The following is a 25351-nucleotide window of genomic DNA, read 5'->3' as shown; positions in this document are numbered from 1 at the left end:
ATTCCTTCCTCACGCCCGAATCCGGAAGACATGCGCGATTGGCGCTTCAGGAGCGCAACGCTCGGTTTCCGGCAGACGAACGGCAATGCCGCTTTCGGTCCGGCGATAGTCGAGCCGCTCCTTCCCGCCAACCAGCTCGATGCTTCCGGCTCCTCCGTTCCAAGGAAGATGGATCTCCTCCGGTACCGGCTCGCTCGCGTCTTTGTACAGGTAAAACGCATAGACGACGCCGTTTTTCTGCGTAAAGCATGTATGGCCGACCGAATACGGCTCGATGACCCTTGTGCCGTAGATCGCTTCTCCGTAAACGTTCAGCCACTGTCCCATGCCTTTCATGCGGGCGATTGCCGTCTCCGGCAATCTGCCGTCCGGCTGCGGGCCGACGTTTAGCGCCAGGTTGCCGCCCTTTGCCACGATTTCGATGAGCAGCTGGATGAGCTGACGCACCGATTTGTAACGGTCCTCGTAACGGAAAGAAAACGACGTGCCCATCGTGATGCAGCTCTCCCACGGCACATGGAGCGCCCGTTCCGGCAGCGTCTGCTCCGGCGTAATCAGGTTCTCGTAAGGTCCTCCGACGGTCCGGTCCGCCGAGAGCAGCCAAGGCTGGAGCTGGCGCGCCTTCTCCACCACTTCTCCCAGCCGGATATTTTGCTTGCGGTAATCGTTCACCCAGCCGGCGTCGAGCCACAGCACGTCGATCCGGCCGTAATTGGTCATCAGCTCCATGATCTGCTCATGCGTAAATTGAACGAATTTCTCCCACAGCCACGGGTATTCCTTCGGGTCGTACGACGGTCCCCTGGACGTCTTTGTATCCGGCCGTATCCCCGGGGTCCAATAATAGGGAGAATGCCAATCCGCTTTGGAGAAATAGGCGGAGATGCCCAGCCCCTTGGCGCGGAACGCGTTGAACAGCTGCTTCACGATATCCGCATGCTTATGCGTATGAAACGGACACTCCTCCCCCGTAATCCGGTAATCGGTCGTACGCGTATCCCACATGCAAAAGCCGTCATGATGCTTGGTGGTGAAGTTCAAATAGTTGAAGCCGTTCGCCGCCGCAAGCTCCGCCCACAGCTCGGGCTGGAAGCGAATCGGATTAAAGGTTTTGTTCAAGGCGAAATATTGCCGCTTCAGCTCTTCCGAATCGATGTCCCAATCGATACCGTTCCGTGACCAATCCCCATCCTCGTCGCTTAACGCCCAAGATTCCACAAGGCCCAGCTGCGAGTAAGGCCCCCAGTGCATCATCAAGCCAAGCTTCTGATCCTTGAACCACTCAAGCCGCTCAAGCAGCAAGGGATCTTCCGGCTTCACCCAGCTCTCCTCGCTGCTGTAATTATGTACGCCCTGTTCGATTGATTCTTCGTCTGCGGCAATTGCCTGTTCCTTCTCACTCATCCTATTTCCTCCTAAAAAACCATTCTTTCAAACCGACGGACGTTGTATAATAGATTTAATTTTCAGATATTTAAGATTTGTAAAAGAGATAGATAACCGTAGTCAGGGGGCATACCATTTGAACCGGAACTATTTCAAGTCCAAGCTGTTTCTGAAATATACTTGGTCCTATTTGTTCATCTTGCTGATTCCTTTGATTTTTACTTCTATCTTTATTTACGAAAACGCCTCGCACCGCCTTCGTTCCGAAATCGAACGCTCCCATCTCGACCAGCTGACGCAAGCCGAAACGATTATCGACGGCCGAATGAAGGAACTAAGCGAGATTGCAACCCGCATCTCTTACGACCACAGACTTGCCTCTTACCTCGTGCACGATCCGATACATAGCGGAGAAGCCATTGAAGCGCTCGACCAATACAAAGCGACAAGCTCGATCATTGGGGAGCTGTACTTGTATTTCCACAAGGACGACCGCATCTACTCCAGTGAAGGGATGAACCACTTCGACGTATTTACGAGCAATCTACTGTTTCAGAATTGGGATAAAGACGCGGTCTACCAGGATTTGAATAACGTCAAATTCCCGACGATGCGGCCTGCCGATATCGCAAGCAATTCCTCCGGCCGGAAGCAATCGATGCTCGCCTACCTGATTCCGATCAAACCCAATAATCCGAATCCCTACGGAACGGTGATGTATTTGATCCGGAAAACCGAGCTGACGAGCCTCATCGATTCCATACTGGGCAGCTATCAGGGCCAGACGTACATTCTGGATAACCAGGGCCAGATTCTGGTGGATAATCGCCAAGGAGAGACGTTATCCGACACGGACACCCGCTCTTTGTTCGGCCATCTGACCCCGGGCATTCAAAAGCATGTCCTAAACGGCAAGGAGCACTCGATCGTCTCCGTTCGGTCGCCGGTCAACGGCTGGACCTACGTGACCATCATGCCGAGCGAGCAGTTCTTCAGCAGCGTCCTGCATGTCCGAAGCTTCATCATTATGCTGCTGATCTTTGTTGTGGCCGCGGGAGCGGCAATCGCGCTATTGCTTGCCCGGATGCAGTATCGGCCGATTTCGACCCTTGTCGAATTTGCCGCCTCCAAATGCAGCAAGCCAATTGGCCGTCCCGGCGAGTCCCGCAACGAATTGGACCGGATTCGGACAACGCTGCTTGAATACAGTGCCAGAGTCGACCTGCAAGAGCCGTTTGCCCGCCATCATCTGCTCTCCATGCTGCTCCGTTCCGGCAGCTCCCGGATTCTGACGCCGGAGCTGAGAGAGGTGCTGGATCTCCGGTTCGACCGATCTCTTCATTTCGTCATGGTAATCGGCTGGATGAAGAGCGATAAGAACGGCGTATTGGAGCACCAGGAGATACTGGAGCTGCTTACCCATATCGAATTGCCGAATCTGAACGGTCACGGGTACGGCGTTGAGCTTTCCCAATTAGGCCAGATCGGCTTACTGGTCAACTTCGACCCGGACAAAGACGTGGACGAATTCGAACATAAGCAGCTTATCGTTGAAGCCTTGCGCATCCGCTTGCTCGAATCCTGCCACATTCAACCGGTCATTGGCGTCGGCTCGAGCTATTCCGGTCCGGATCAGCTGAATCAGAGCTATATCGAAGCCTGCTCGGCCTACGACCTGAGAGTGTCCTCCAACGCCGGCTCGGTAAACTATTTCGAGAAGCAGTCGTATCCGACGGATCAGTCGTTCTGGATTCCGAACAACACGCTGTTAAAGCTCTCTCAGAGCTTAAAGCAAGGCAGCTTCGAGGTAGCGTCGCAAATGATTAAGTCGGCCGTCCTGAGCCTGCGGCAGTCCGAGCTGTCCACGCTGCTTATCCGCTGCATCGGCATCGATCTATTGAATACCATTCTTAAGACCGCGGCTGAACTCGAGAACCAGCGGCTGATTCAGGAAATGGCACCGCAGATGATCTCGGGCCAGTCGCTTGACGAGCTGGAGCGCAATCTCCTCCATCTGGCTTCCCGTCTATGCGAGCAGGTTGAGCAAGCGAACCAGAAGGAAGAGCAGTCGCTTACCGACAGAATGATCGCTTACATCGAAGAACATTTTGCGGACAATGCCCTCAGTCTCGAGACGGTCGCTTCCGAATTCAGCCTGTCTCCGTCCCACGTCAGCCGCTCCTTCAAGGAGAAGATGGGCGTGAACTTCGTCCAGTACATCTGGCAGAAACGGCTGGAAGAAGTGATGCACCAGCTGAAGACGACGGATGACTCGCTTAAGGACATCATTATCCGGGTCGGCTACGTGGACGCGCCCAACTTCATCCGCAAATTCAAGAAGGAGACCGGCTATACGCCTGGGCAATACCGCAAAATGTTCTCGTTAGGCCAATAATAAAAACTCCGTTTTCAAATGGACGTCGAACTTATCAATTCTGCAGGCGGTGGCCGAAAACTTCGGCCTTCTGCCCTTTACTTGCCCGCCTTCCAGCGGTCGTACGCGCCTTGATACACTTCCGCTATGCGGTCGCCGCCCATTTTCTTAACCTGTGCAAGATACTTGTCCCAGCCCGACATCGGCTCTTGTCCCGTCACGAACTTCGCTTCCATCTGCTGAACGTAAGTGTCCAGGTCGGACAGCAGGGACGTAATTTCGCTTTGCTCGTCATTCGTCAGATACACGTTAGGGAAAGGAGCCTTGCCGATAGGCTTCAGCTTTTCCTCGCTTTCCTTTTGAATCCAATTATCGAATTCCGTCGTAAGACCATTCGTTAATTCGTTAATTTTGATGCCCGGGGTCAAGATCCCGAAGTTTGGCGTTAGCGTGCCCCGGAAGTCTTCGCGGTCCTGGCCGCTGGGAAGCTCGACCCATTCCTTCTCGTGAGTATCCTTATTCTTGTACTTCCAGAGCATGCCTTCAGGTCCCTGGTTCATAAGCGTTGCGCCTTCGTAGCTGTATTGATAGTCAACCCAGCGCATCGTCGCCTCCGGATTCGGGTCCTTGCTCGTGATGGCGAACGTTCCGTTGGCGGAAATGCCCGGATGCATGCCGTAAACCGGCGTTCCCGCGATTTCGCTGCTGACCGGCGTCATGAGCGGATTATCCCCGCTAGGCTCGCCGCCCAGCGTGAAGTAAGGGAAATAGTCGTTAAACAATGCGATTTGGTTATTCTGGCCTTTCGCCTTCTTCTGGTCGGAGGTCTGCGAGAAGGTCTCGTGATCCAGCAGATTCTCATTCCACAAGCGGTTCATGAAGGTCAGGTAGCCCTTGTAGCCTTCCTCTTGCGGGGAATAGTGAACCTTGCCATCCTTGTCGGCATAGATCGTCTCGTCATACATACCCCAGAATCCGAAGAAGAACATCCGCAGATCGTCCAGCTTTACGGAAGTGAGCGGAATTTCGTCCTTCTTCCCGTTTCCGTTCGGATCCTCGTCCCTCACCCGCTTCAGGAAGCTGTACAGCTCCTCCGTCGTCTTCGGCAGCTCCGTTACGTTTAAGGCCTTGAGGAATTTACCGTTGTACCACATCGGACTGCGATACCAGATGGCCGACAGGTCGATGTACGGAAGAGCATACATATGTCCGTCAGGCGTCGTAAACGATTTGCGGATGTCCGGATGCTCGTCGAAAATTTTCTTCAGATTCGGAGCGTAGCCCTCATCAATATACTTCTCCAGCGGAATAAGCACGCCTTGGGTTCCGTACGTCACCTGCTCGGCCGGAGTCAAATCCGGGGCATAGAGCACATCCGGCAGATCTCCGCTCGCGAACACGAGGTTCTTCTTCGTGGAGAAGCTGTCGAGCGGCGTTAATTGGTAAGTGAACTTGATATTCGTCAGCTTTTCCATTTCCTTCAACGCCGGCATGGTGTTCCAGTCTGCTTTGCCCACGTCCTGCGACATCATCTTAAGAGTGATCGGCTTATCAACGATAGGAAAGCCTTCTTTTTTTACGCCGCTATCGGCGGAAGCCTCAGGCGAAGAAGAATTTGCAGAAGAGGATGGCGAAGCGGAATTGTTGTTCTCGCTGGATGAGCTGCTGCAGGCAGCCAGCATGCCGGCTGTCATGGTAACGCAGAGAATAACGGATGATGCCCTGGAAATCCTGTTCATGCAATACACACTCCCTTTATTAGATGAATGATATGGGAAGATCAGCCCTTGACGGAACCAATCATTACACCCTGTACGAAATAACGCTGCAAGAAAGGATAAATAACGATAACCGGAATCGTAGCGACGATAATGACGGCATACTTGACGAGGGCCGCAATCTCCGCCTTGCTGTTCATGGCCGTTGCCGAAGAGAGGTCGATCGCGCCGCCTCCTTGCGCCCCCATCTCCTGAAGAACCAGGATTTGACGCAAAACAAGCTGCAGCGGATACTTTCCGGCCTCGTTCAGATAAATCAGCGCCGAGAAATAACTGTTCCAATTGCCTACCCCGTAAAACAAAGCCATTACCGCGATGATCGGCAGCGAGAGCGGCAGAATGATTCTCAGAAACAGCCGCATATTCGAGCAGCCGTCAATTTGCGCGGCTTCCTGCAGCTCCCTCGGAATGGAGCTTTGGAAAAAGGTGCGGGATACGATTATATTCCAGATGGACGCGGCGGACGGAAGAACGATCGCCCACATCGAATTCATCATGCCTAGTTGTTTCACGAGCAGATACGTTGGGATCAGACCTCCGCTGAAGAACATGGTCACCATAAACATGCCCATGAAGAAGTTTCTCCCGACGAAATCTCTGCGGCTTAACGCGTAAGCTGCAGGCAGCGTCACGAACAAGTTGATCGCCGTCCCAACCACCGTATAAATGATGGTATTTTCATAGCCGATCCAGATGTTGGTGTTCTTGAACACCATCTTGTAGCCCTCGAACGTAATGCCTTTCGGCCACAGCCACATCGCTCCCGAAGCCACCGCCTTCGGATCGCTGATGGATGCGCTGATCATATACACCAGCGGATAGAAAACGATCAGAAAGGCGAGAAAAACGTACAAGTAATTGCAAGCGAGAAATAGTTTATCGCCCCTGCTCTCTTTAATGCCATGGAACATGCGTCTCCAGCCTCCTTCTTCGTAAGCTTTAAAAAGAATTGTCACACAAAAGCGCCGTTCCTGTCATTTGCGATCATTCTTTTTACCACAAGCTGTTCTCGCTCGTCCTGCGAACGATCTGATTTACGGCTATCAGCAGAATGGCGTTGATGACGGAATTAAACAGGCCAACCGCTGCCGAGAAGCTGTATTGGGCATTCTCCAGACCGGAACGGTAGACGAAGGTAGCGATGACGTCGGAAGACTCCATATTAAGCGGATTTTGGAGCAGCAGGATCTTTTCGAACCCAACCCCAAACAAGCTTCCCATGTTCAAAATAAGCAAAATGGTCATCGTCGGAATCAAGACGGGTATATTAATGTGGCGAATGCGCTGGAACCGCGAAGCCCCGTCGATAATGGCTGCTTCATGAAGTCCGGGATCCACGCCGGACAAGGCGGCCAAATAAATGATCGTCCCCCAGCCCGCGCTCTGCCACGCATTCGAGAATACGTACATCGTCTTGAACCATTTGGGATCGGTAAGAAATTCCGGCGTGCCAAAGCCAAGCCATTGAATGACATGAACCAGAATTCCGGTAGACGGCGACAGGAAAGATATGATCATCCCCGCCATGACGACAACCGATATAAAGTGAGGTGCATAGGTGACCGTCTGGGCCATCTTTTTGAAAAAACCGTTGCGCACCTCATTAAAGGCCAGCGCCAGTATGATCGGAATCGGAAAGCCAATCGCTAGATCATAGAGACTGACGCTCAGCGTATTCCAGATCAAATCCCAGAAGTAATAGGAATGGAAGAATCGGTCGAAATGGTCCAATCCCACCCAAGGACTTCCTATAATTCCTTTGGTCGGGATAAACGATTTGAACGCGATCTGGACGCCGTACATCGGCAGGTAACAAAAGATAATAAAGTAGAAAAACGCCGGTGCAACAAAAATGTACAATTCCCAGTTCTGCACAATCCTTCTTCCGAGCCGCTTGGTCGAAGTCCCGGATCGTAGCGCCATGCTGCCCGTTGCGGCAGCTTTCGAATCTTGCATCGGATCACCTCTTCCAAATAGGTTCAAGCACTCTCGCCGCGAAGGAACGTTTGCTTGTCCTTGTCAGCGCTTACTTCCGAGGATAGAGCATGGAAGCGGCCAACGTAAATATGTCGTTTTCGTGAACGTGAAAAGCACCACCCGACAAGGCCGGAGCGATGATGACAATCATGCAAGACAATCGGACAATATGTTATTTTCGCAGCGGGATTAGGCGCCCAGCCTGTCTTTGTCAAAATTGACATATTCGAATCTATCCGAAGACAAAGAAAAGCCGGGTCAACAAGGACCCGGCTTTCACTATTATAAGGGCAGCTTTTTCGTTCTGACAATGGAAACATTCCCTGTTACGGCTTCAGGCAGCCGAACATCAAGTTCAACATCCTCCGGAGCCGAAATTCGAAGGGACATGACGTCATTCGCGATGCTCCAGTCCACCTCGATGGTTCCTCCGTTAGGCAACGGAACGGCACCTCTTGCCCATGTCAAATCGCATGGAGCCGGCTCGATTCTCACTTTGCTCCAGCCGCTGTCCAGCCGTTTGACTCCAAGCACGTTTCGGCCGAGGAAATATGCCGGCCCTGCCGACCAGGCGTGGCAATGACTGCGGGTAAGCAGCTCTGCATTGGCGCGATTTTCCGTGAAATTCGGGTACATCTCCCAGCATGTCGTTGCATCGTTTGCGATCATCAAGCCGTAATTGCGGCGGATATCGTCAAGCATGTCGGGGATATGCCGCATCGCTTCCAGCGCTTCATAATAGAAGAAGGACATAAACGGACTGCCGATCTGCACAAACGAAGCCGACGGCTGAAGAAGATAGGCTTCCAGCTTTGCTCGGCGCTCCCCTTGAGCGATGCCGCACAATAGAGCAACCACTTGGGTCTGCATGCTATAGATATCCGAGCGCCGTCCGTCGGCATGAATGCAATCGAGGTAAGCTCCCCGCTCCTCATCCCATAAACGGTCGTTTATGGCCTGTTCCAGTAATCCGGCTGCTTCGGCAAAAGAGGCTCCTTCATCTGCTTGCCCTGCTTCTACGGACATTTGTACCGCCTGCCGGAGCGTTTTCGTCAGGAACAGATTCTGATGGGTGACAATCCCTTCGTTCGGCTGGTCAATCGGCGCCCAGTCGAGCAGGTTCCAGCCCCGCATGTCGAGCAGCCCATCCGCATTGATATGGGTCAAATAATGCTCGAGCGTAAAGCGGACATGGGGCCACATCTCGGCGGCAAAAGACTTGTCTCCCGTATGCTCCACATATTCCATCGTCGCGAGCACCCAGAAGAACGTCCAGTTCGGAATAACGCTCGTCCAGCCGCTTGGCACCTGATCCATATAGAGCGGGGATCTGTCCTTCGAGCCCGGAACGAGACGCAAGCAGCGTTTAACGATGTCCAGCTCGCCAAACACATAGTAGTTAACCAATGCCTCATTGCGGCTGTCTCCTACCCAGTAGGTCTGCTCGTAAGAAGGACAGTCCACAAACGTATCCTCCATGCAATTCCGGGTCGTATGCTGGCTGATCGCCCAGATGTCGTTCAGCAGCGGGTCGGAGCTACGGAACGTTCCGGCTTCCGCAACCGGATAAGTGCTTTGCACCATATACACCTCATGCAGCTTAACGGGTCCCGCCGCTCCCCTTATGGTCAGCACCGCATAACGGAACCCGCGCCTTACAGGAGATTCGTATTGCTGCCGTCCTTCCCGGCAGATGTATCTGAACGTATTATCGAGGCCAAACGTATGCTGTCGGAAATCGGCTTTTAAATATTCAAGGCCGTATACATCCACAACCGTCCCAGCCGGAGCCTCAATCTTGAAGCCAAAAAAGCCGGTCCGCTGCTTGCCGAGGTCAATCACAAGCTCCGTATCGCCATCCCGGAAACGAGGAATATCCGCATATTCCGGCGCTGCCGTCAAGCAGGCATTCAGGCCGGAAGGCATAGCATACCGCTCGGCTTCCGGACGCCAAACATTGGAGCCGAATACATCCTGCTCGGTATAATAAGGGCCGGCCAGAGGACGGATCCAATCCTGTACGGCGGCCAGCTCCTCCATCGAAGCCGCTCCTGCCGCTTTTAAATAATTCGGCTCATTCCGGTCTATCTGTCTGTTTTCCCTTGTATCGATGTATTCCGTATCGTCAAACGGTCCAATAAGCAGCCACGGCGTCTCCCCTTCCTTATCGGGAGAATGAATCGAGAGCTTACGCTCCGAATGAATCGCCACATGGTAAGCTCCCCCGTGATCGCCTTGAGTAATATCAAGCAGCAGGAAATGCTCGCCGGCTGTAAGCTCTGCCTCGTAGTAACGCTCCGGATCGTTGCCATGACTCCGCTCGATCCGTTGTCCGTCGATCCAGAGCTTCTCGCCGCGGGATTGCAAAATGCCAACCGTCACTTGACCGGCTTCATCCAGTAATAGCGTCGTAGCGATGTAACCCATGTATTGAATGGGATTAGCATGCTCGACCGAACCGGGAACCATCGCGTTCCGAAGATCGATAGCTGCCGTCCAGGCAGGCGGCCTCACCCGCTGGAGAGACTCGATGCGGGAGGGATACAGCTTTTCCTCCGTCAGGAACGGAATGTCGCGGGGGATCAGCTTTTTCCAAGGGCCTTCCCCGACTTCAGCTACGTGTGCAGCCTGCAACCATGAAGAATCGTCGTAGGTTGTCTCTGTCCAATCTCCGTTCCATTCCCTCGCATCATAAATTTCCGCAAAGCCCTGCTGACAGGACATGCGCGGAGCCGCGGTATGATGGCCTCTCAGCTTCTCCGTTTTCCAGGACGAATCCGTTGCTGCCAGTACGCCATCGCCTGAAGCGATCTCCGCAAGCAGACCGCCTTTCCCCCTCAAGTAATAGAAGTTGGTTACGCCAAAATGCAGCACGAGAACGGCTATCGTGTTCTTGCCGCCAGGCTGAAGCAAATGACCGATGGAATAGGCATCGTAAAATTGCTCCTCCGGCCAAGAACGGACCGGACCTCTGCCGATTTGCACCCCGTTTACATAAGCGACGTATCTCGAATCCGCGCTAATCCGCAGCTGCGCATCGGCTGCTTCTTCAGACGGCACGTCAAACGTTGAACGGAAGCAGCGCCATTCGTTGCGGGGGCTTTCCTCTTCCCCTCCCCAAATCCATTGAGCCTTCCAAGCCGTATCCTTCATCCTCATTTCCTCCTAGCCCTATTGAAATCATTTCCTGACTGCCTCTTCCACCGCAACTTCGTTCCAGTTTTTGGCGTTAAATGAATAGAGTTCATTACCTAACTACCAAGGAGGAATCGATTTGTCGGACAAGCTGATGGGCGCGGCAGCGATTATTACGAATGCCGAAGGCAAGGTGCTGCTGGTCAAGCATAGTTATGGCAAGAACAATTGGGATCTGCCGGGAGGCAAATCGGAAGCAAACGAATCGGCGCAGCAGACAGCCGCTAGAGAAGTGGTCGAGGAAACCGGGCTGACGGTCGGGATTGGCGCATTAACGGGGATCTATTACGATCCGGCGTATGATATGCACCACTTTGTCTTCTTGGCGGATATTCATGGCGAACAGCATCCCGTGCCAAGCTCTACGGAAATACTGGAATGCCGCTATTGCGATCCCGCCAATCTTCCGCGGCCTATCAGCGATTTTACGTGCAACCGAATTCTTCACGCGCTGGATCCAAACCGTAAATCTCTCTTCCACACCATTGGCCCTAGGCAATGGATTTAAGACAACGCTCAGGCTAAAAAACAAAGCTCCTTCGCATCCAGCTCATGCTGGCACTAGAGGGAGCTTTATTTTGTTCCTTATTTTCCGCCAAGGGCTTGCCGGATGAGCTCAACTTCCTGCACGGTCAGGGGCTGGCCCGCTGCCAACGCGTTGGATTCCACTTGGCGGATATTTTTGAAGCCGGGAATGACGCATGCATTTGGAGATTGGGCCAGCGCAAATTGAATAGCTGCTCTAACCAAATCCTGCGTGCTTTCGCCAAAATGCTCTTTAAGAGGCTGAAGCTGTCTGCGAATCTCGTGCAAGCGTTCCTTGGAATAGGATTGATTCGTTGAACGGATATCGCCTTCTCCAAACTTTGGAGGGTTCTCCGGATCGAATTTATCCAGCAGCAAGCCCTGTGCAAGCGGTCCGAACAGGACCATGCCTAGGTTCTGCTCTCCCGCCCAGCGGAACAGGTTAGTGCTCTCCCGATCAAATTCATTGCCGAAGGCATTGTAATGGAACTGAAGCACATCCGGACGTGTTACCGGACATACCCGCATAAAATCGGCATAGCTGTAAGCCGATTGGCCAATGACGCGGACCTTGCCTTCCTTCTGAAGAGCGCGCATCGTATCGGCCGCTTCCTCCAGATAACGGTCATCCGGGCCAAAGTTCGTATTATGGAAATAATAGAGATCTATATGGTCCGTTCCGAGATTCGTAAGCGTCTGCTCCAGCTGGTGGCGGATATGCACCGGCTGCATGGCATTAGGAGCGGTTCCTCTGAACCATCCTACCTTTGAGGCTACAATGACGGAGTCGCGCGGAACATCCTTCAGGAACTGTCCGATGACCCGCTCCGAATGGCCGTCTCCATAAACATCGGCTGTATCCAAATGGTTAATGCCAAGCTCATGCGCCCTGCGCAAGCCCGCGAGAGACTCGTTATCATCATTGCCCGACCAGCCTACGGGTTCGCCATCCCGCCACGATGGACCGCCAATCGCCCAGCAGCCCAAGCTAATCTCGCTTACCTTCAATCCGGAACGTCCAAGTACACGGTATTCCATGACTATCACCTCTGAGTGAGAATAGGAACATTTGATATAACATATAATTCAATTCATTATAGCATTAGAAGTTTTTCGGAATAAGAAGTGAAAAATTATTTACTTAGTTACTCGAGGATACTGTGGGATTGCGACAAGATTGCGACATCGAGAGTTGGACGACCCGGTAGTGACTAAAAAAAGCCCTGCCTCACGAATAGTATGATATAAGTCTGAAATCAGCGCCTTATTAATTCTATCCCGTTGCTAGGAGGGAAAATGGATGACGATCCAACTCGCAAAAGGAATGAACCTCTCAACTCAAAGTAATTCCAATATAATTTCTATTATGGCCGAAATGATCGCAACAATGGAATATGACGCCAAACTCAAAAAAGAGATTCTTTTTAAAGTGGATGAAATCAGCATGGAGATATCCAGAAAAGATAAACTCTGTTATGACGTAGTGAATGCTACTCGCAATAACGGTGACTATTACAAAGCGATGAGGGTATGGAAACAATTTAGAAACGAAGTAGAACAAGCCCTGGGAGAGTTGCATAAGCGTATTCAGAGGACAAGATACCCTGACGAGTGGAGCGAGACCTATGAGCTACTAAAGCGTAGAGCAGCTTTGCATGATGACGAGGTGGAAAGATTAGAGCGGCAGGAATTATTGAGCGGCTAGTCTGTTTTATAGATTAAAAAGGCCCTCTCCGCCCGAAGGACAGAAGAGGGCCTTTTTGCGGTGTCTGAGCGCTTGCGCGGTCAACTCGCCTTTGCAAGTCTACTGCTGCGAACGGATGACACGGCGTATACGACAAGCGATGTCCAGATGAGCGCGAAGCCGACGAGCAGCACAGGAGAGACCGACTCCTTGAACACGAATATGCTCAAAAACAACATGATCGTCGGCCCAATGTATTGCACGAATCCAAGTGAGGACAAGGACATCCGGGAAGCAGCCCTTGCAAAGAAGAGCAGAGGCAACGCCGTAACGACGCCTGACAGAAGCAGTTCGACGAACGTGGATGCGGGCAGAGTCCATGCCGTCGTCTTTCCCACGGCGGCCAGGTAGACCCAGTAGCCGAGCGCAACGGGCAGGACGACAGCCGTCTCCGACAGCAAGCCTACAGAAGCGTCCTGTACAATCTTCTTTTTCGCGAAGCCATACAAGCCAAACGACGTGGCAAGCGAGATCGCGACCCACGGAAACCGCCCGTAATCGATGGCGATGATAAGCACCGCGGCGCCCGCGATGGCAATAGCGAGCCATTGGCCACGGTTTGGCTTCTCGCGAAGGAAGAGAACCGCCAGAAGCACATTCAGCAAAGGATTCAAATAATAGCCGAGACTTGTCTCTACGACATGGCCGTTGTTAACCGCCCAGATGAAGATGAGCCAATTCGCCGCGATCAGTAGTCCGCTGGCGGCGAGCTGCAGCAAGAGCGGGCGGCTAGCCGCAATCCGCTTCATATCGCCCCATCGGCGCTGGACGGCTACAAAAATCCCCATAAATACGAATGACCACACAACCCGATGCGACAAAATCTCTCCTGCCGGCACATCGTTAAACAGCTTCCAATATAGCGGGAGAATTCCCCACATGATATACGCAATAATGGCATTGACCAATCCGTTGTTCATAACCAATTCCTCACTTCTTACTCCAATGTCTGAACGGATTATACACCTCGATCCGCGATTAAACAAAGGAAAAAATTGGTCATAAGGAAAGCGACCATGTTCTCGCCAGGACGCCCTTGTATTTCTCTATTTAATAAATTTTTACATGAATAGAGATGATACGCAGGAAAGTAAAGCGAATGATCGAACTATTGTAAGACGTTTCATCCATTTGCGCGACCGAGCCTTTACTATTATAAGAAAAGAGTGAAGCAGTTGAATGCCTCTAAGAAGTTAATCATTAGCTTTTTTATAACCTTATTCGTGTTTACAACCGCGGCAAGCGCCTCGGGCAAACTGAAAGAAATTAAGGCTTATTTGGATCCGGATGTTTCCGTTGCGTTAAATGGGAAATTGGTTGTCAGCAAGCCAATCCTATATAACAATTCTACGTATGTTCCGCTTAGGGAAGTGGCGGCCGCATTCGATGCCCAGATTCTTTTTTCTGATAATAACAAGAAAGATATTTCTGTTGAACGAATCCCTGAACCAGCTGTCGAGGATCCTAATCCGGTTCCCTACCATGACGTACAGGTTACCTTTTACAGCGGATTCGGAAAACCTCAATTATTTCATAAAGGCATCGAATTTATCGTTGGCTCGGTAAACAAAGAAACCGTCGAAGGCCAAGCTGCTGCTGTTTTAACGATTAGCGTGTTGAACAAATCCGAAAAGGAATTTAATTTCAAACCGAATTTGTATATAGAATTAGAGGACGCAACGGAAGAATTTGATTTTAATAATCAGAGGTATGAAATCGTTGGGCCCGATTCGGTTCCGGCTAATCAAACAATTAAATATCAGATCATTTACCATGAACTGCCGAAATCAGCCGTTACCTATGTTTCAATCGTGCAGAACAGACTCCATGATTTGGTTTGGGTACCTTCAAAACCTATCGTACTCAAATAACTAAAATAGCTCTACACCGTATAAGCTAACAAGCCTCCCGTCGAGACGGAAGGCTTTTTTCGGTCTTTGTTAACGCTCGTAGCCGGGATATTCGTAATCGGTATTTTGCAGCTTATTAAGTATGTTCCTATCATGAATATGAGCCTTCGTCTCGTCCGTTCCCAATTTGTAGATTGCTTGATAGAGCTTGAGCAGATCACCGTTAAACTGATCCGTTGCTTTATCGTGATCGGCGGATTTATACGGAATCGGGGCTCTGAATTGGGTCGCTTCATCGTCCTTCTTTAGTCGCTCAAGCATTCGACGCAGCTCTTCGAGCTCCTCCGCTGTCCCCCGGACCTCAAGCTGTTCATTCATGGAAGCTTCCGCATCAAGACTTTTATTGGATACGGAAACGTATAATGTTTTTTTAGAAGACATTCCAAGCCCTCCTTCTTCGATAAATGAATTCGTCTAATTTCGGTTTTTAAAACCGGCTTCCTCCAGGAGATGCGCCGGGTACTTCCTGTCCAGCATCAAAATAACGTGTTCAATGAGTCCCTCCTCCAGTACGGAAGCTGTCCTTTCCTTTAACCCTTCTAGTGTTTGTTTAATAAAATCCAATGATTGTTTGTTCATCGAAAATCCCCCCATATGATTAATAACGTATTCCAAACAAAATAAAACACTTGCTCCATGGACCGACAAAAAGGAGCAAGTGTTCAACAAGGCCTAGCTTTAGGCGGTATCAAAATAATGAAACGACACGCTTGGTTTTTTTCATTCGCATCATGCAAAACGAATAAGGAATGATACGTTGAATGCTGCTTCTTTTCTAAACAAATAACCTCTAGAACGGAGTTTGAATCACTAGCTTACCGGCACTATATCGTTTCCAATGCTTTCTGTAGTCACTCTTTGACGGAGTTTTCCTCATAGGGATAAAGGGTTGAAGGAAACGTTAAACAACCCTTCATGACAAGTGAAGGGTTGTTTGCGCATTTTTTAGCTGTGGACCATTAAAGGCTTTACGCTTCGAATATGTTGAATATAATCGGTCTTGCTCTGAGCAAGTCGTTCATCCGTAAGATTCGAGGTGTCGTTTAATGAAAAATGAGGCAGATATTCCGCGCTGATAAAGCGAGCCGAAGCTTCAACCGGGCGCAATAGCTCTTGAAGCGTAAACCGATTAAACCCACTGGCTTGGTAGGACTCTTCGGTACCATAGGTCGAGATTGCCACTCCGAATTCTTTCCCGGCTGTTTTACTGCCATCCGGTCCGTATGCCCAACCGTATTGCAAAACGTCATCCATCCACTTTTTTAAAAGCGGAGGCATGTTGTACCAGTAAAATGGATATTGCAATATGATTCTGTCGTGGGATTCGATCAGTTTTTGTTCATTTGCAACATCTATTTTCCCATCGGGGTAGGTTGCGTACAGTTCATGGACTGTAATGTCTTTTTGTTTTTGCAATTCATCACGCCATGCCTTATTTACGCGCGAGTTCTCCATATTGGGATGAGTGACAATGACCAGTATTTTCATCGATGATCCTCCATTCAATATTCGAATCGAAAAACTGCATACCCGTTGAAAACACACGCTCAAGGTTTAAATCAGTTTAAATCAGTGCATCTCATTCGTGCGGAATTCGGTTTTTAGGATACCCAAAACATCGTCTTATTACTTCATAACAAAAAACGCCCCTGATCGTCTGCCGCGACGAGATTCAGGGGCGGTTCCATTTTACAGCGGTATATTCCAGCCAAACGGGTATTGCGCGGATAGCTCAAGCGGCAGCGCGCCGGTTGGCTTCAGCTCGCCGGTCAGTACTTTAGCTGCCGATTCAAGGGCAAGCGGACGGCATTCGTACACGGCCAGATAAGCCTTAGCATCCGGATATACCTTCAGATCAAGCGGGTTGCGGACGGAAACCGCAACGGTGCGGTCGGCTGCCAGCTTAATGACCTGCCCGGCGATCTCGCGCTCAACCTTATGTTTGGTTGCATCATAGGTTACAACGACAATCTGTTCGAACGCATCCAGACCGGAAAGCGGATCCGATCCGCTCATGGAACGCTCCTCGACTTGATCAAGGCGGCCCTTCAGATAGTCCCCAAGCGTACCGTCTCCGGCTAACATCTCATCGGCAACCGATACCGGCTTGATGTCCGGCCACAGCACAAGCGTACGGCCTTCCCTGCGAAGCGGAAGCAACGAGTCTTCATTCTTCACCAGGGTTGCAGACGCTTCGCTCCACTTCCGGGCTGCCGCTTGGCTTGCGGAAGTCGCAAGCTTCGACTGAACATCGTTCCATGCCAAGAGGGGTGCGTCGATCTCATAGTCTTGTTTCAGCCGCATTACTCTCGCGAGCGATTCGTTAATCCGCTCCTCGGATAGCTCGCCGCTCTCAACCGCAGCCACCACGGCCTCAAGCGCAGCTACCTGTTTTTCATGCGTATGGCTGACGAGAACCATGTCCGCTCCGGCTTGGATCGCCTGGACCGCGCCATTCGCCGGACCGTAAAATTTGTCGATGGCATCCATCTCGAGGCAATCGGTGACGATAACCCCATTATAGCCAAGCTCCCCACGCAGTAACCCGGTTAATACCGGCTGGGACAAAGTCGAAGGCTTCCCTGACGGATCGAGAGCCGGCAGGCAGACATGCGCCGTCATAATAGCCGCGGTTCCCGCCGCGATTGCCGCGCGAAACGGCGCAAGCTCAATCGCATCCAGCCGCTCCCGGCTATGAGGCAGCACGGGCAAATCATGATGGGAGTCTACCGAGGTATCGCCATGGCCCGGAAAATGCTTTACCGTTGCCGCTACCTTCGACGCCTGATAACCAAGCAGGGCAGCTTTCCCCAGCTCGCTTACGATTTGCGCCCGGTCTCCGTAAGAACGGACATTAATAACCGGATTATCCGGATTGTTATTAACGTCGAGACATGGCGCATAGTTCATCGTAACGCCTAACAAGCGAAGCTCTTCGCCGCATATGCGGGCAGTCTCGCCTGCTCCCTCAGCCGAACCCGTTGCTCCAAGCGCCATATTGCCGGGCATCAGCGTCACGCCTTCCACAATACGCGCCACCATGCCGCCTTCCTGATCAATCGCCACAAGCATGTTCGGCCTGCCCGCGCGATCGGCAATGCCCTTCAGCGAGCTGGATAGCTGATGAACCTGCTTCGCATCGCGCACATTACGTCCGAAGTAGATCGTTCCGCCGATGCCATACTTTTCAATTAACGAAGTAATCTCTTCCGTAGGTTCATAGCCGTGAAATCCGAATACAAACAGCTGTCCGACCTTCTCCCGCAGCGACCAGCCATTCCAATTATACTCTCCCATTACCGTCCCCTCTTTCCCCGCTAAACTAGCTTTCCCGCTCCTCCTGAACCTGCTGATGCCTGCTCCGGTAATCCGTCGGGTTCTCCCCGGTATATTTCATAAAGACCTTCGTAAAATACCGCCGCTCCGCATAACCCACTTCCTTGGCGATCTGCGCGATACTCTTCATCGTATCGGCGAGAAGCGACTTCGCCTTCTCCATCCGTTCTCGGGTTACGTATTCAATAAAGGTTTCGTTATAGGTTTGTTTGAATAGCAGGCTGAAATAAGAAGTGCTTAAACCGACATGAGTCGCCGCTTCCTCTACGCTCAAATCCCGGTACAGATTGCGGCCGAGAAACGCCTTGGCTTCCGCCATCGAGCGTTCGGACTGTTTTTTCTTGTCCGTCGATTTCTCGGCAACGGCCTTGGTCACCTGCAGGATGACCGACAGCAGATCCTTAATGCCAAACCTCCGGTCCAGCTTCAGCCATAATAGATCCTCCTGCTCGCGCGAAAAAATTCCCATTTCCTTCGTCTCGCGCATCAGGTTGAGCACAAAGAAGTGAAGCATCGGCTTAAAACGGCCAAGCGAGGTTTCGTTCATCATCTGCAGCTGGGCGGTCAGATGCTTGAGCTCCTCGTCAACAACCGACGTATCGCCGCGTTTAACTGCCCCTATGAGCTTCTCGGAAGTATCCCAGAAAGCCTGGTCCTCTCTCGAAGCACCTGCACAATCGTTCGGGTAGACGCAAATCTGTTCTTGTACCGGCGTAAGCTGCATGCCCTGCTGTACCATTTTATAAGCCTGCGACAATGCCTTGATATCCGCATAATCCCGGTAAATACCGGCATAGAGCGATAACTTGACGTGATTTTTCACCGCCGTGAGCAGCAGCTCCGTCCAGAGCGTAATCTGCTTCAAATTATAGGGTAGCGTCTTCTCGCATTCGATAAGCACGCACCATTCGCCGTCGCGGATTTGGATAACCGCATGATGAAGACCGTTCTGCTGAAGCCTCTCCCGCAGGACATTGCACACCGCGAAGTTCCACAGCTTCCGCTCCTTGTCCGACCATTCCCGCCAATCCTTCGTCCGCTCCGAGCTGACGTCGAGATCAAGCACGATCAGCACATACTTCTTATCCAGCTCCTGCTCTTCCCCGTTAAACAGCCAATTGCCGCTTGTTACTTCGGTGTAATCCATCAAAATATCATACAAAACCTTCTCGCTCGCTAGATCGATCATACGGCCAATCTTTTGCTGCTCCTCGCTTTGCTGCTTCTTCTTCTGGCGCTGATTAGCCATTACCCGGGCAATAACTCCCGTTAATTCGTCATAAGGAATAGGCTTTAAGACATAATCCTTTACGCCGTATTGAATAGCCGCCCGGGTATAGGCGAAATCCTGATAGCCGGACAGCATAATAATGTCGCTTTCCGTCCCTTTTTCCCGAATATGCCTGACAAGCTCCAGCCCGTCCATAACCGGCATCCGAATATCGCATAACACGAGGTCGAACGACTCCGATTCCAGGAGTTCAAGAGCCTCCATCCCGTTTTTCGCCGTTCCGCCAACGGTCAAACCAAGCATTTCCCAAGGAATAACCTTCTCGAGATTGCGGGTAATGTGCGGTTCATCGTCTACGAGCAATACTTTGCCGTTCATAATCGTTCACCTCTGTTTTTCGGAATGGTGCAGCGTATAACCGTGCCATATCCTTCCGCGCTGCAAATCCTTAATCCGTAAGATGGACCATAATGAATGCGAAGGCGATCCGCCACATTGCGGAGCCCTAGTCCCCGCCGTTCTCCAAGCTCTGCGGCATTGCGCCGTTTCCCGCTTGGCTGCTGCTGCTCCCGCTCGGAAAACTTTCTGAGCGTCTGCTCATTCATGCCATGTCCGTTATCGCTGACCGTAATGACAATCTGATGGGCTTCCACGGCGACCTCAATCGTGATGATTCCGGCCCCGTCTTCCAATCCCTCAAAGCCATGCTGAATGCTATTCTCAACAAGCGGCTGAAGCGTCAGCTTAAGAATCGAATAGTCAAACGCTTCTTCCGATACGTTTAATTCGTAAGTAAATAAATCCTCGAACCTGTACTTCTGGATTTCCAGGTAACTGCGGACATGCTCGATTTCCTGGCTGAGGAAAATCTCTTCGCTATGATGCATGCTTGTGCGCAGCAGGTTGCTGAGCCGCCGCACCATCATCATAATCTTCCCGCCTTCATTCTGGGCGGCGAGCGCATTAATGGACTCCAGCGTATTAAACAGGAAATGCGGCTTGATCTGCGCCTGCATCAGCATCATCTCGGCATGCTGCTTGCGCTCTTGCTCCGTTCGCACCTCCGTGAGCAGATCGCCAATCCGCTGCACCATGCTGTTGAAGCTGTTGGCGAGCAGCACCGTCTCGTCCTTGCCCTGCGCGTTAACGCGGATATCGAGGAGGCCTTGCTCAACGAGACGCATTTTGCGAACGACCTTAATGATGCTCTTCGCGACCCGGTTCACAAAAAAGATATTAAACAGAATGGCCGACAGAAGGCATAGGATCGTAATCATCCCGATCCATTGAACGAAACGCTCGTTCTCGTTCGTCAGCATATCCCATGATTTGACGGATACGAGCACCCAGCCGTTAAAGCCGAGATTATAGGAAGAGACTAGGCTGTCCTCCCCGTTAAAACGCAGTCTCGCGCTGGAATAATCGGCCGTGTTTTGCGGTAAAGCGCTGGAATATTCCGATATGTTGGTCCCTTCGAAATGCTTGCTGCTGTCCAGCATCACCAGTCCTTCGGAATTTACGATGACGTACCTGGAATTCGGGCCCTCCGCCTCCGGATTAAGGAAGGTATTCAGCATCGTGTAGACCTCTTCAGTCTTGTATTGCGTAATCATAAGGCCAAGATCCGCAAGCGTTTCGTAATCCTTGACAAGTCTGAGCTGGGTAAACAGCGGCGGCTCCACCCCCGTCAGCTCTTGATGCTCGTATGGGCCAATCCATTTCGGACGGCCTCCCAATTTAATCGTCTCATTATATAGGGGCTGGTCCTTTAACGCCTCGAAGGCAATCGGCCGGAACGTTGTCGGGTCATTGCGGAAGGCGCGGAACATCGTGCCATCCAACGCGTACAGCACAACAAAGCTGACAGCCGGATGCTGGAACAGAATCCGTTTCATTTCCTTCTCGGATTGGTTAATCGCAATCAGGGTGCTGGCATCATCGCTGGAGTAATATTTCGTGTAATTCAGCGTGTCCTGCACCTCGGAGCTCGTTAAATTTCCGTCGGAGAGCTGATCAAGCTCCTTGAAGAAGTACTTGATATTCCCTCCGACAGCCTTGAGAGAGATCTCGGTCTGCTCGCTGTATTTTTTCTCCAGCACGGTTTCCGTATTGAGAAAAGACACGATGCCAAGCCCAATCATGGGAACCACAACCAGAAAAATAAAAGCAAGCATCAGTTTCGGTCTCAAGTTCATCTAGCGGGCCCCTTCCGGTCATCCTCAGCCCTTCACGCTCCCCGCCGTCATGCCCTCGATAATCTGCTTCTGCAAGAAGAAGTACACGACAAGCACCGGGATAATGCTCATAATAACGGCAGCGGATAAAGCGGCAAAATTCGTGCGGTAGCCGTCATTAAAGCTGGCCATACCCGTCGGAAGCGTGCGAAGCGATTCGGATGTTATAAATAATTGGGATAAAATGTATTCATTCCAGTTGCCGATAAAATTAAGAATCGTTACCGTAACGAGCGCCGGCAGGGAGATTGGCAATACAACCTTGACGAACAAGCCGCCGGCCGTAAGCCCGTCCATAATTCCCGCCTCTTCCAGCTCGCTGGGAATAGATAACATAAATGCATAAATAATAAATACGGTAATAGGCAATGCATATGTGCAGTATACCAAAATAAGGCCAAAATGCGAATTGTATAAATGGATGCCGCCTAGGCTCATTTGCTGGATCAAACGGTACAGCGGAATGAACAGCGCCCCCGGCGGGACAAGCAATCCGAACAGGATAAACTGGTACACCGTTTTATTCATCCGGGAATATTTCATGCGGGACAAAGCAAAGGATGTCATTGCCGCAAAGAGCAGCGTTACAAGACAAGCGATGACCGTAACTTTCACGCTGTTTAAGGCGTAAAGTCCGATTTTGGCCGTCTCCCAGGCTTGCCGGTAGTTGTCAAAGTTGAAATGCTTCGGGAAGGCCCAGGTATTAACCGTAATCTCGCGGCTCGTCTTGAAGGAAGACAGGAGCAGCCATAAAAGCGGGAATAGCGTTGCGATAATGTACACGATCAAGGAAAAGTGAATCCAGAACTTCCCTCTGCGCAGGCCCGTAATCGCTGCATTCATTAGTACTGCACCTCCTCATGCTTCGTCAGTTTTTGCAGGATGCCCGTAAGCACGAGAATCAGAATAAACATCGTAACGCCAATCGCGCTGCCGTAACCAAGCTCCATCGAACGGAAGCCAACCTTCAGCATGTACGTGGACATAACCTCGGTCGACTGGAACGGACCGCCGTTCGTCATAATTTGAACGATATCAAGCACCTTCATCGTGCCGGATACCGTAAGCAGCAGCATAACGAACAACACGGGACGGATCAGCGGAAGCGTAATGAGCCAAGTCTCGTTCCAGCCGTTTATGCCGTCGATCTTGGAGGCTTCCACGATTTCCTTCGGAATGTTCAAGATAGCGGCCAGACATAGAACGATGAAGAAGCCGATATTCTGCCAAGCGTTAGCAAGCAAGATGGAGAGCATGGCAAGCTTGGGATCCGACAGCCATTCGCGCGCCCAGCTGTCCGGAGCGACAAGACGGATGAACTGGTTGATTAGACCCGAATCGTAGTTGTACAACACGCCAAACAATATAGCGACCGTTGCCGTCGAGATGACGACGGGAACAAACACGGCCGACTTGTAAAAGTCACGCATACGGCCAACCTTACTGATCAGAATCGAGATAAGGAAGACGAGCGGAATATTCACGATCAGGGAGAACGCCATAAAGTAGAAATTGTTAACAAGCGATTTCAGGAAAACATGGTCTTTCCACAGCCGGGTGAAATTGTCCAGGCCGATAAACACCTTTTGCGTTATGCCATCCCATTGAAAAAATCCGTAAACAAACGATACGATAACCGGATACACAAAAAACAAAGCGTACAATACAAGCGTTGGTAGAATGAACGCGATATAAGTATACGGATTTCTGAGAGCCTTGTTCATAACTTCGCCTCCTGCTTCCTTTGAAAAAACCACTATCGAAGCCATTCGAAGATGAGCGACCCCGATAAGAGGTGGGTTTCTGGTAAAAAAGCTAAGGTTCGCAGAAAACCTTAGCTTTTCCCTTCTTATTTCCCTTGCCTGTGAAGTTGTAAAGGACCCGCACTAGCGGAGCGGAAGTATCATTCTGGAGAAGCGTAGCGTTCGCTTTTGTCATCCGAATTTCATCCGCTATGCGGATTATAATGAAGAAATTCGGTGGCAATGGCGATTGGAAGAATGATTCTTTCGCGGAGCGGCCTTACTTCGCAGCGTTCGCCTTATCCTGTGCGGCCTGAATATCCTTAGCCACCTTCTCAGGCTTGCTCACCTTGCCGATCAGCTCCTGCAGGCCTACGTTTACGACAGCGCCTACGGCAGGTTGAACGATAGCGTCATAAGCTTTCCAGGAAGTCGAAGCGTTAGCCATAACCGTCAGCACTTCGGAGATCAGCGGATCCACGCCGGACAGGTCGGACAGCTTCATCGAAGGAAGGACCTTGTCTTCGAGCAGCGTGCGTTTTTGGATTTCTTCGCTGTAGAAGTTAGCGATAAATTTCTTAACCATGGCCACTTGATCTTCGTTCAGGTTAGCCGAGAAGCCGAAGCCGTTCGAATACGAAGCGTTGATCGACGTTTGGTCGCCTGCGCCGCCTGCGATGGACGGGAAGTTGAAGTAGCCGATTTGACCTTTCAGGTCTCCAGCCTCGTCGCCAGTGAAGCGGCTGGCATCCCACGTGCCCGTGAATACCATGGCTGCTTTGCCGGAGAGCAATTGCGCGCCTTGATCGGCATAAGCGAGACCGAGTGCGCCCTTCGTGAAGTAATCGCGGTTTACAAGATCCGCGTAGTCCGAGAAGCCTTTGATGAAGCCTTCGTCTGTCCATTTGGTTTCGCCGGTTACCAGCTTGTTGATCGCGTCGATCCCTACGTTGCGCTCCATAACGGTGTTCCAGAGCATGCCGTTAACCCAGCCGTCTTTTGCTGCCAGACCAAGCGGCGTGATGCCTGCTGCTTTGATTTTGTCAGCTGTTTCGAGCAGTTGATCCCAAGTCGTAGGAACGGATAGACCCAGATCGGAGAAGATTTTCTTGTTGTAGAAAATGCCTTCCGAATAGCCGCCGAACGGCAAGCCGTATACTTTACCGTCAACCGTGAACTCGTCAAGGCTGGCGAATTTATCTTTAATGCCAAGCTCTTCAATGATTGGCGTCAGGTCGAGCATGCGGCCTGCTTTTACATACAGGTTCAGGTCGGCGCCGCCGAATACTTCGAAGATATCGGGCGGATTGCCTGCCGTCATCTCCGCCTTCAGCTTCTGGTCGCGGTTGACAACCTCGTCGATGCCCTCCAGCTTGAAGGTCAGGCCAGGATTCTCATCCTGCGTTTTCTTCACAACATCCTCGAGAATTTTGAGGCGGTTTTTGCTCGTTTCTTTAATTTGCGTATGGCGCAGGGACAACGTTACGTTTTTCGCTTCCGGAGTAGGGGTTGCTTCCGTTGTAGCTGCCGGCTCTTGCGAAGCTTCTGTGCTTGCAGGAGCGTTATTGCCGCCGCTATTATTGTCCGATCCGCAGGCTGAAGCGACCATGGTGAATGCTGCAAGCAACGTGGCGGTGAGCAAAGTACTTTTTTTCATTTATAAAGACCTCCTCGATATGATCTTGCTTGTTTGCCTTGCACCTTAATTATAGATTCGATAATTCCTTGCTCGGGAGGTCGAAAAAAAGCAGGATGAGGGATACAATTCTATTATTTTTCGAAACAGGGATAAAAAAACACAGCTCCTCGGGTTACTATTACCGACAAGCTGTGTAATATTAAATTACTTATTACTTACGCATACCCTCAATGTGGGCTCGGATTGCCTTATAAAAGGCTCTCCATTCTTCATTTCCTTG

At 51.2% G+C, this 25351-nt stretch carries 20 protein-coding genes; 4 read left to right on the top strand and 16 right to left on the bottom strand.

Features of this window, described 5'->3' with window-relative positions; all coding sequences use genetic code 11:
• Positions 1 to 9: 9 nt before the first annotated feature.
• Positions 10 to 1404, bottom strand: a complete 1395-nt coding sequence (locus tag EV294_RS01885) for an alpha-L-fucosidase (protein WP_132303331.1) — start codon at positions 1402 to 1404, stop codon at positions 10 to 12.
• Positions 1405 to 1522: 118 nt separating this feature from the next.
• Between EV294_RS01885 and EV294_RS01880 the strand changes: the two genes are divergently transcribed.
• Positions 1523 to 3781: a helix-turn-helix domain-containing protein gene (locus tag EV294_RS01880; protein ID WP_132303330.1), complete on the top strand. Its 2259-nt coding sequence runs from the start codon at positions 1523 to 1525 to the stop codon at positions 3779 to 3781.
• A gap of 77 nt (positions 3782 to 3858) precedes the next feature.
• Here the strand turns inward: EV294_RS01880 and EV294_RS01875 are convergent, their stop codons facing one another.
• From EV294_RS01875 to EV294_RS01860, 4 genes are all read right to left on the bottom strand, one after another.
• Positions 3859 to 5499, bottom strand: a complete 1641-nt coding sequence (locus tag EV294_RS01875) for an extracellular solute-binding protein (RefSeq protein ID WP_132303329.1) — start codon at positions 5497 to 5499, stop codon at positions 3859 to 3861.
• Between the two features lie 41 nt (positions 5500 to 5540).
• The gene (locus tag EV294_RS01870; RefSeq protein WP_132303328.1) at positions 5541 to 6449 is read right to left on the bottom strand and encodes a carbohydrate ABC transporter permease; all 909 of its coding nucleotides are present in this window, start codon (positions 6447 to 6449) and stop codon (positions 5541 to 5543) included.
• Between the two features lie 82 nt (positions 6450 to 6531).
• Entirely contained in the window at positions 6532 to 7461 is a 930-nt protein-coding gene (locus EV294_RS01865) for an ABC transporter permease (protein ID WP_481856044.1), read from the bottom strand.
• Between the two features lie 336 nt (positions 7462 to 7797).
• A complete protein-coding gene (locus tag EV294_RS01860) occupies positions 7798 to 10668 on the bottom strand; it encodes a family 78 glycoside hydrolase catalytic domain (protein WP_132303326.1) in 2871 nt (956 codons plus the stop codon).
• A 121-nt stretch (positions 10669 to 10789) separates the two neighbouring features.
• Here EV294_RS01860 and EV294_RS01855 point away from each other — a divergent pair, with 121 nt between their 5' ends.
• A complete protein-coding gene (locus EV294_RS01855; protein ID WP_132303325.1) occupies positions 10790 to 11218 on the top strand; it encodes an NUDIX hydrolase in 429 nt (142 codons plus the stop codon).
• A gap of 77 nt (positions 11219 to 11295) precedes the next feature.
• On the opposite strand, the gene EV294_RS01850 is transcribed toward EV294_RS01855, so the two are convergent.
• Positions 11296 to 12273, bottom strand: coding sequence for an aldo/keto reductase (locus tag EV294_RS01850; RefSeq protein WP_132303324.1), 978 nt, complete (start codon positions 12271 to 12273; stop codon positions 11296 to 11298).
• Positions 12274 to 12535: 262 nt separating this feature from the next.
• Between EV294_RS01850 and EV294_RS01845 the strand changes: the two genes are divergently transcribed.
• Complete coding sequence (locus tag EV294_RS01845; RefSeq protein WP_132303323.1) at positions 12536 to 12940, top strand: hypothetical protein; 405 nt, start codon at positions 12536 to 12538, stop codon at positions 12938 to 12940.
• A gap of 80 nt (positions 12941 to 13020) precedes the next feature.
• Here EV294_RS01845 and rarD read toward each other — a convergent pair whose 3' ends face one another.
• Positions 13021 to 13899 carry an EamA family transporter RarD gene (rarD, locus tag EV294_RS01840; RefSeq protein ID WP_132303322.1) on the bottom strand — a complete coding sequence of 293 codons (879 nt, stop codon included), beginning with the start codon at positions 13897 to 13899 and terminating at the stop codon, positions 13021 to 13023.
• Between the two features lie 255 nt (positions 13900 to 14154).
• Between rarD and EV294_RS01835 the strand changes: the two genes are divergently transcribed.
• The gene (locus EV294_RS01835; RefSeq protein ID WP_132303321.1) at positions 14155 to 14850 is read left to right on the top strand and encodes a hypothetical protein; all 696 of its coding nucleotides are present in this window, start codon (positions 14155 to 14157) and stop codon (positions 14848 to 14850) included.
• A 69-nt stretch (positions 14851 to 14919) separates the two neighbouring features.
• On the opposite strand, the gene EV294_RS01830 is transcribed toward EV294_RS01835, so the two are convergent.
• From EV294_RS01830 to EV294_RS01795, 9 genes are all read right to left on the bottom strand, one after another.
• Positions 14920 to 15270 (bottom strand): hypothetical protein, encoded by a 351-nt coding sequence (locus tag EV294_RS01830; protein ID WP_132303320.1) that lies wholly within the window; start codon positions 15268 to 15270, stop codon positions 14920 to 14922.
• A gap of 33 nt (positions 15271 to 15303) precedes the next feature.
• A complete protein-coding gene (locus EV294_RS30185) occupies positions 15304 to 15468 on the bottom strand; it encodes a hypothetical protein (protein ID WP_165930554.1) in 165 nt (54 codons plus the stop codon).
• Between the two features lie 366 nt (positions 15469 to 15834).
• The gene (locus EV294_RS01825) at positions 15835 to 16377 is read right to left on the bottom strand and encodes an NAD(P)H-dependent oxidoreductase (RefSeq protein ID WP_132303319.1); all 543 of its coding nucleotides are present in this window, start codon (positions 16375 to 16377) and stop codon (positions 15835 to 15837) included.
• A gap of 201 nt (positions 16378 to 16578) precedes the next feature.
• The gene (locus tag EV294_RS01820; protein WP_132303318.1) at positions 16579 to 18186 is read right to left on the bottom strand and encodes a glycoside hydrolase family 3 protein; all 1608 of its coding nucleotides are present in this window, start codon (positions 18184 to 18186) and stop codon (positions 16579 to 16581) included.
• A 25-nt stretch (positions 18187 to 18211) separates the two neighbouring features.
• Positions 18212 to 19834, bottom strand: a complete 1623-nt coding sequence (locus EV294_RS01815; RefSeq protein WP_132303317.1) for a response regulator transcription factor — start codon at positions 19832 to 19834, stop codon at positions 18212 to 18214.
• Positions 19831 to 21651: a cache domain-containing sensor histidine kinase gene (locus EV294_RS01810; protein ID WP_132303316.1), complete on the bottom strand. Its 1821-nt coding sequence runs from the start codon at positions 21649 to 21651 to the stop codon at positions 19831 to 19833. The genes EV294_RS01815 and EV294_RS01810 overlap by 4 nt, the downstream gene beginning before the upstream one ends.
• A 24-nt stretch (positions 21652 to 21675) precedes the next feature.
• Positions 21676 to 22533, bottom strand: a complete 858-nt coding sequence (locus EV294_RS01805; RefSeq protein WP_132303315.1) for a carbohydrate ABC transporter permease — start codon at positions 22531 to 22533, stop codon at positions 21676 to 21678.
• Entirely contained in the window at positions 22533 to 23414 is an 882-nt protein-coding gene (locus tag EV294_RS01800; RefSeq protein WP_132303314.1) for a carbohydrate ABC transporter permease, read from the bottom strand. Before EV294_RS01800 ends, EV294_RS01805 begins: the two co-directional genes overlap by 1 nt.
• 298 nt (positions 23415 to 23712) lie before the next feature.
• Positions 23713 to 25089, bottom strand: coding sequence for an extracellular solute-binding protein (locus EV294_RS01795; RefSeq protein ID WP_132303313.1), 1377 nt, complete (start codon positions 25087 to 25089; stop codon positions 23713 to 23715).
• Positions 25090 to 25351: the final 262 nt, after the last annotated feature.

The organism is Paenibacillus sp. BK033 (genome assembly GCF_004345425.1).
Taxonomy (GTDB): domain Bacteria; phylum Bacillota; class Bacilli; order Paenibacillales; family Paenibacillaceae; genus Pristimantibacillus.
Note: the sequence above shows the minus strand (reverse complement) of the source record. Positions and strands in the feature narration are given on the sequence as shown.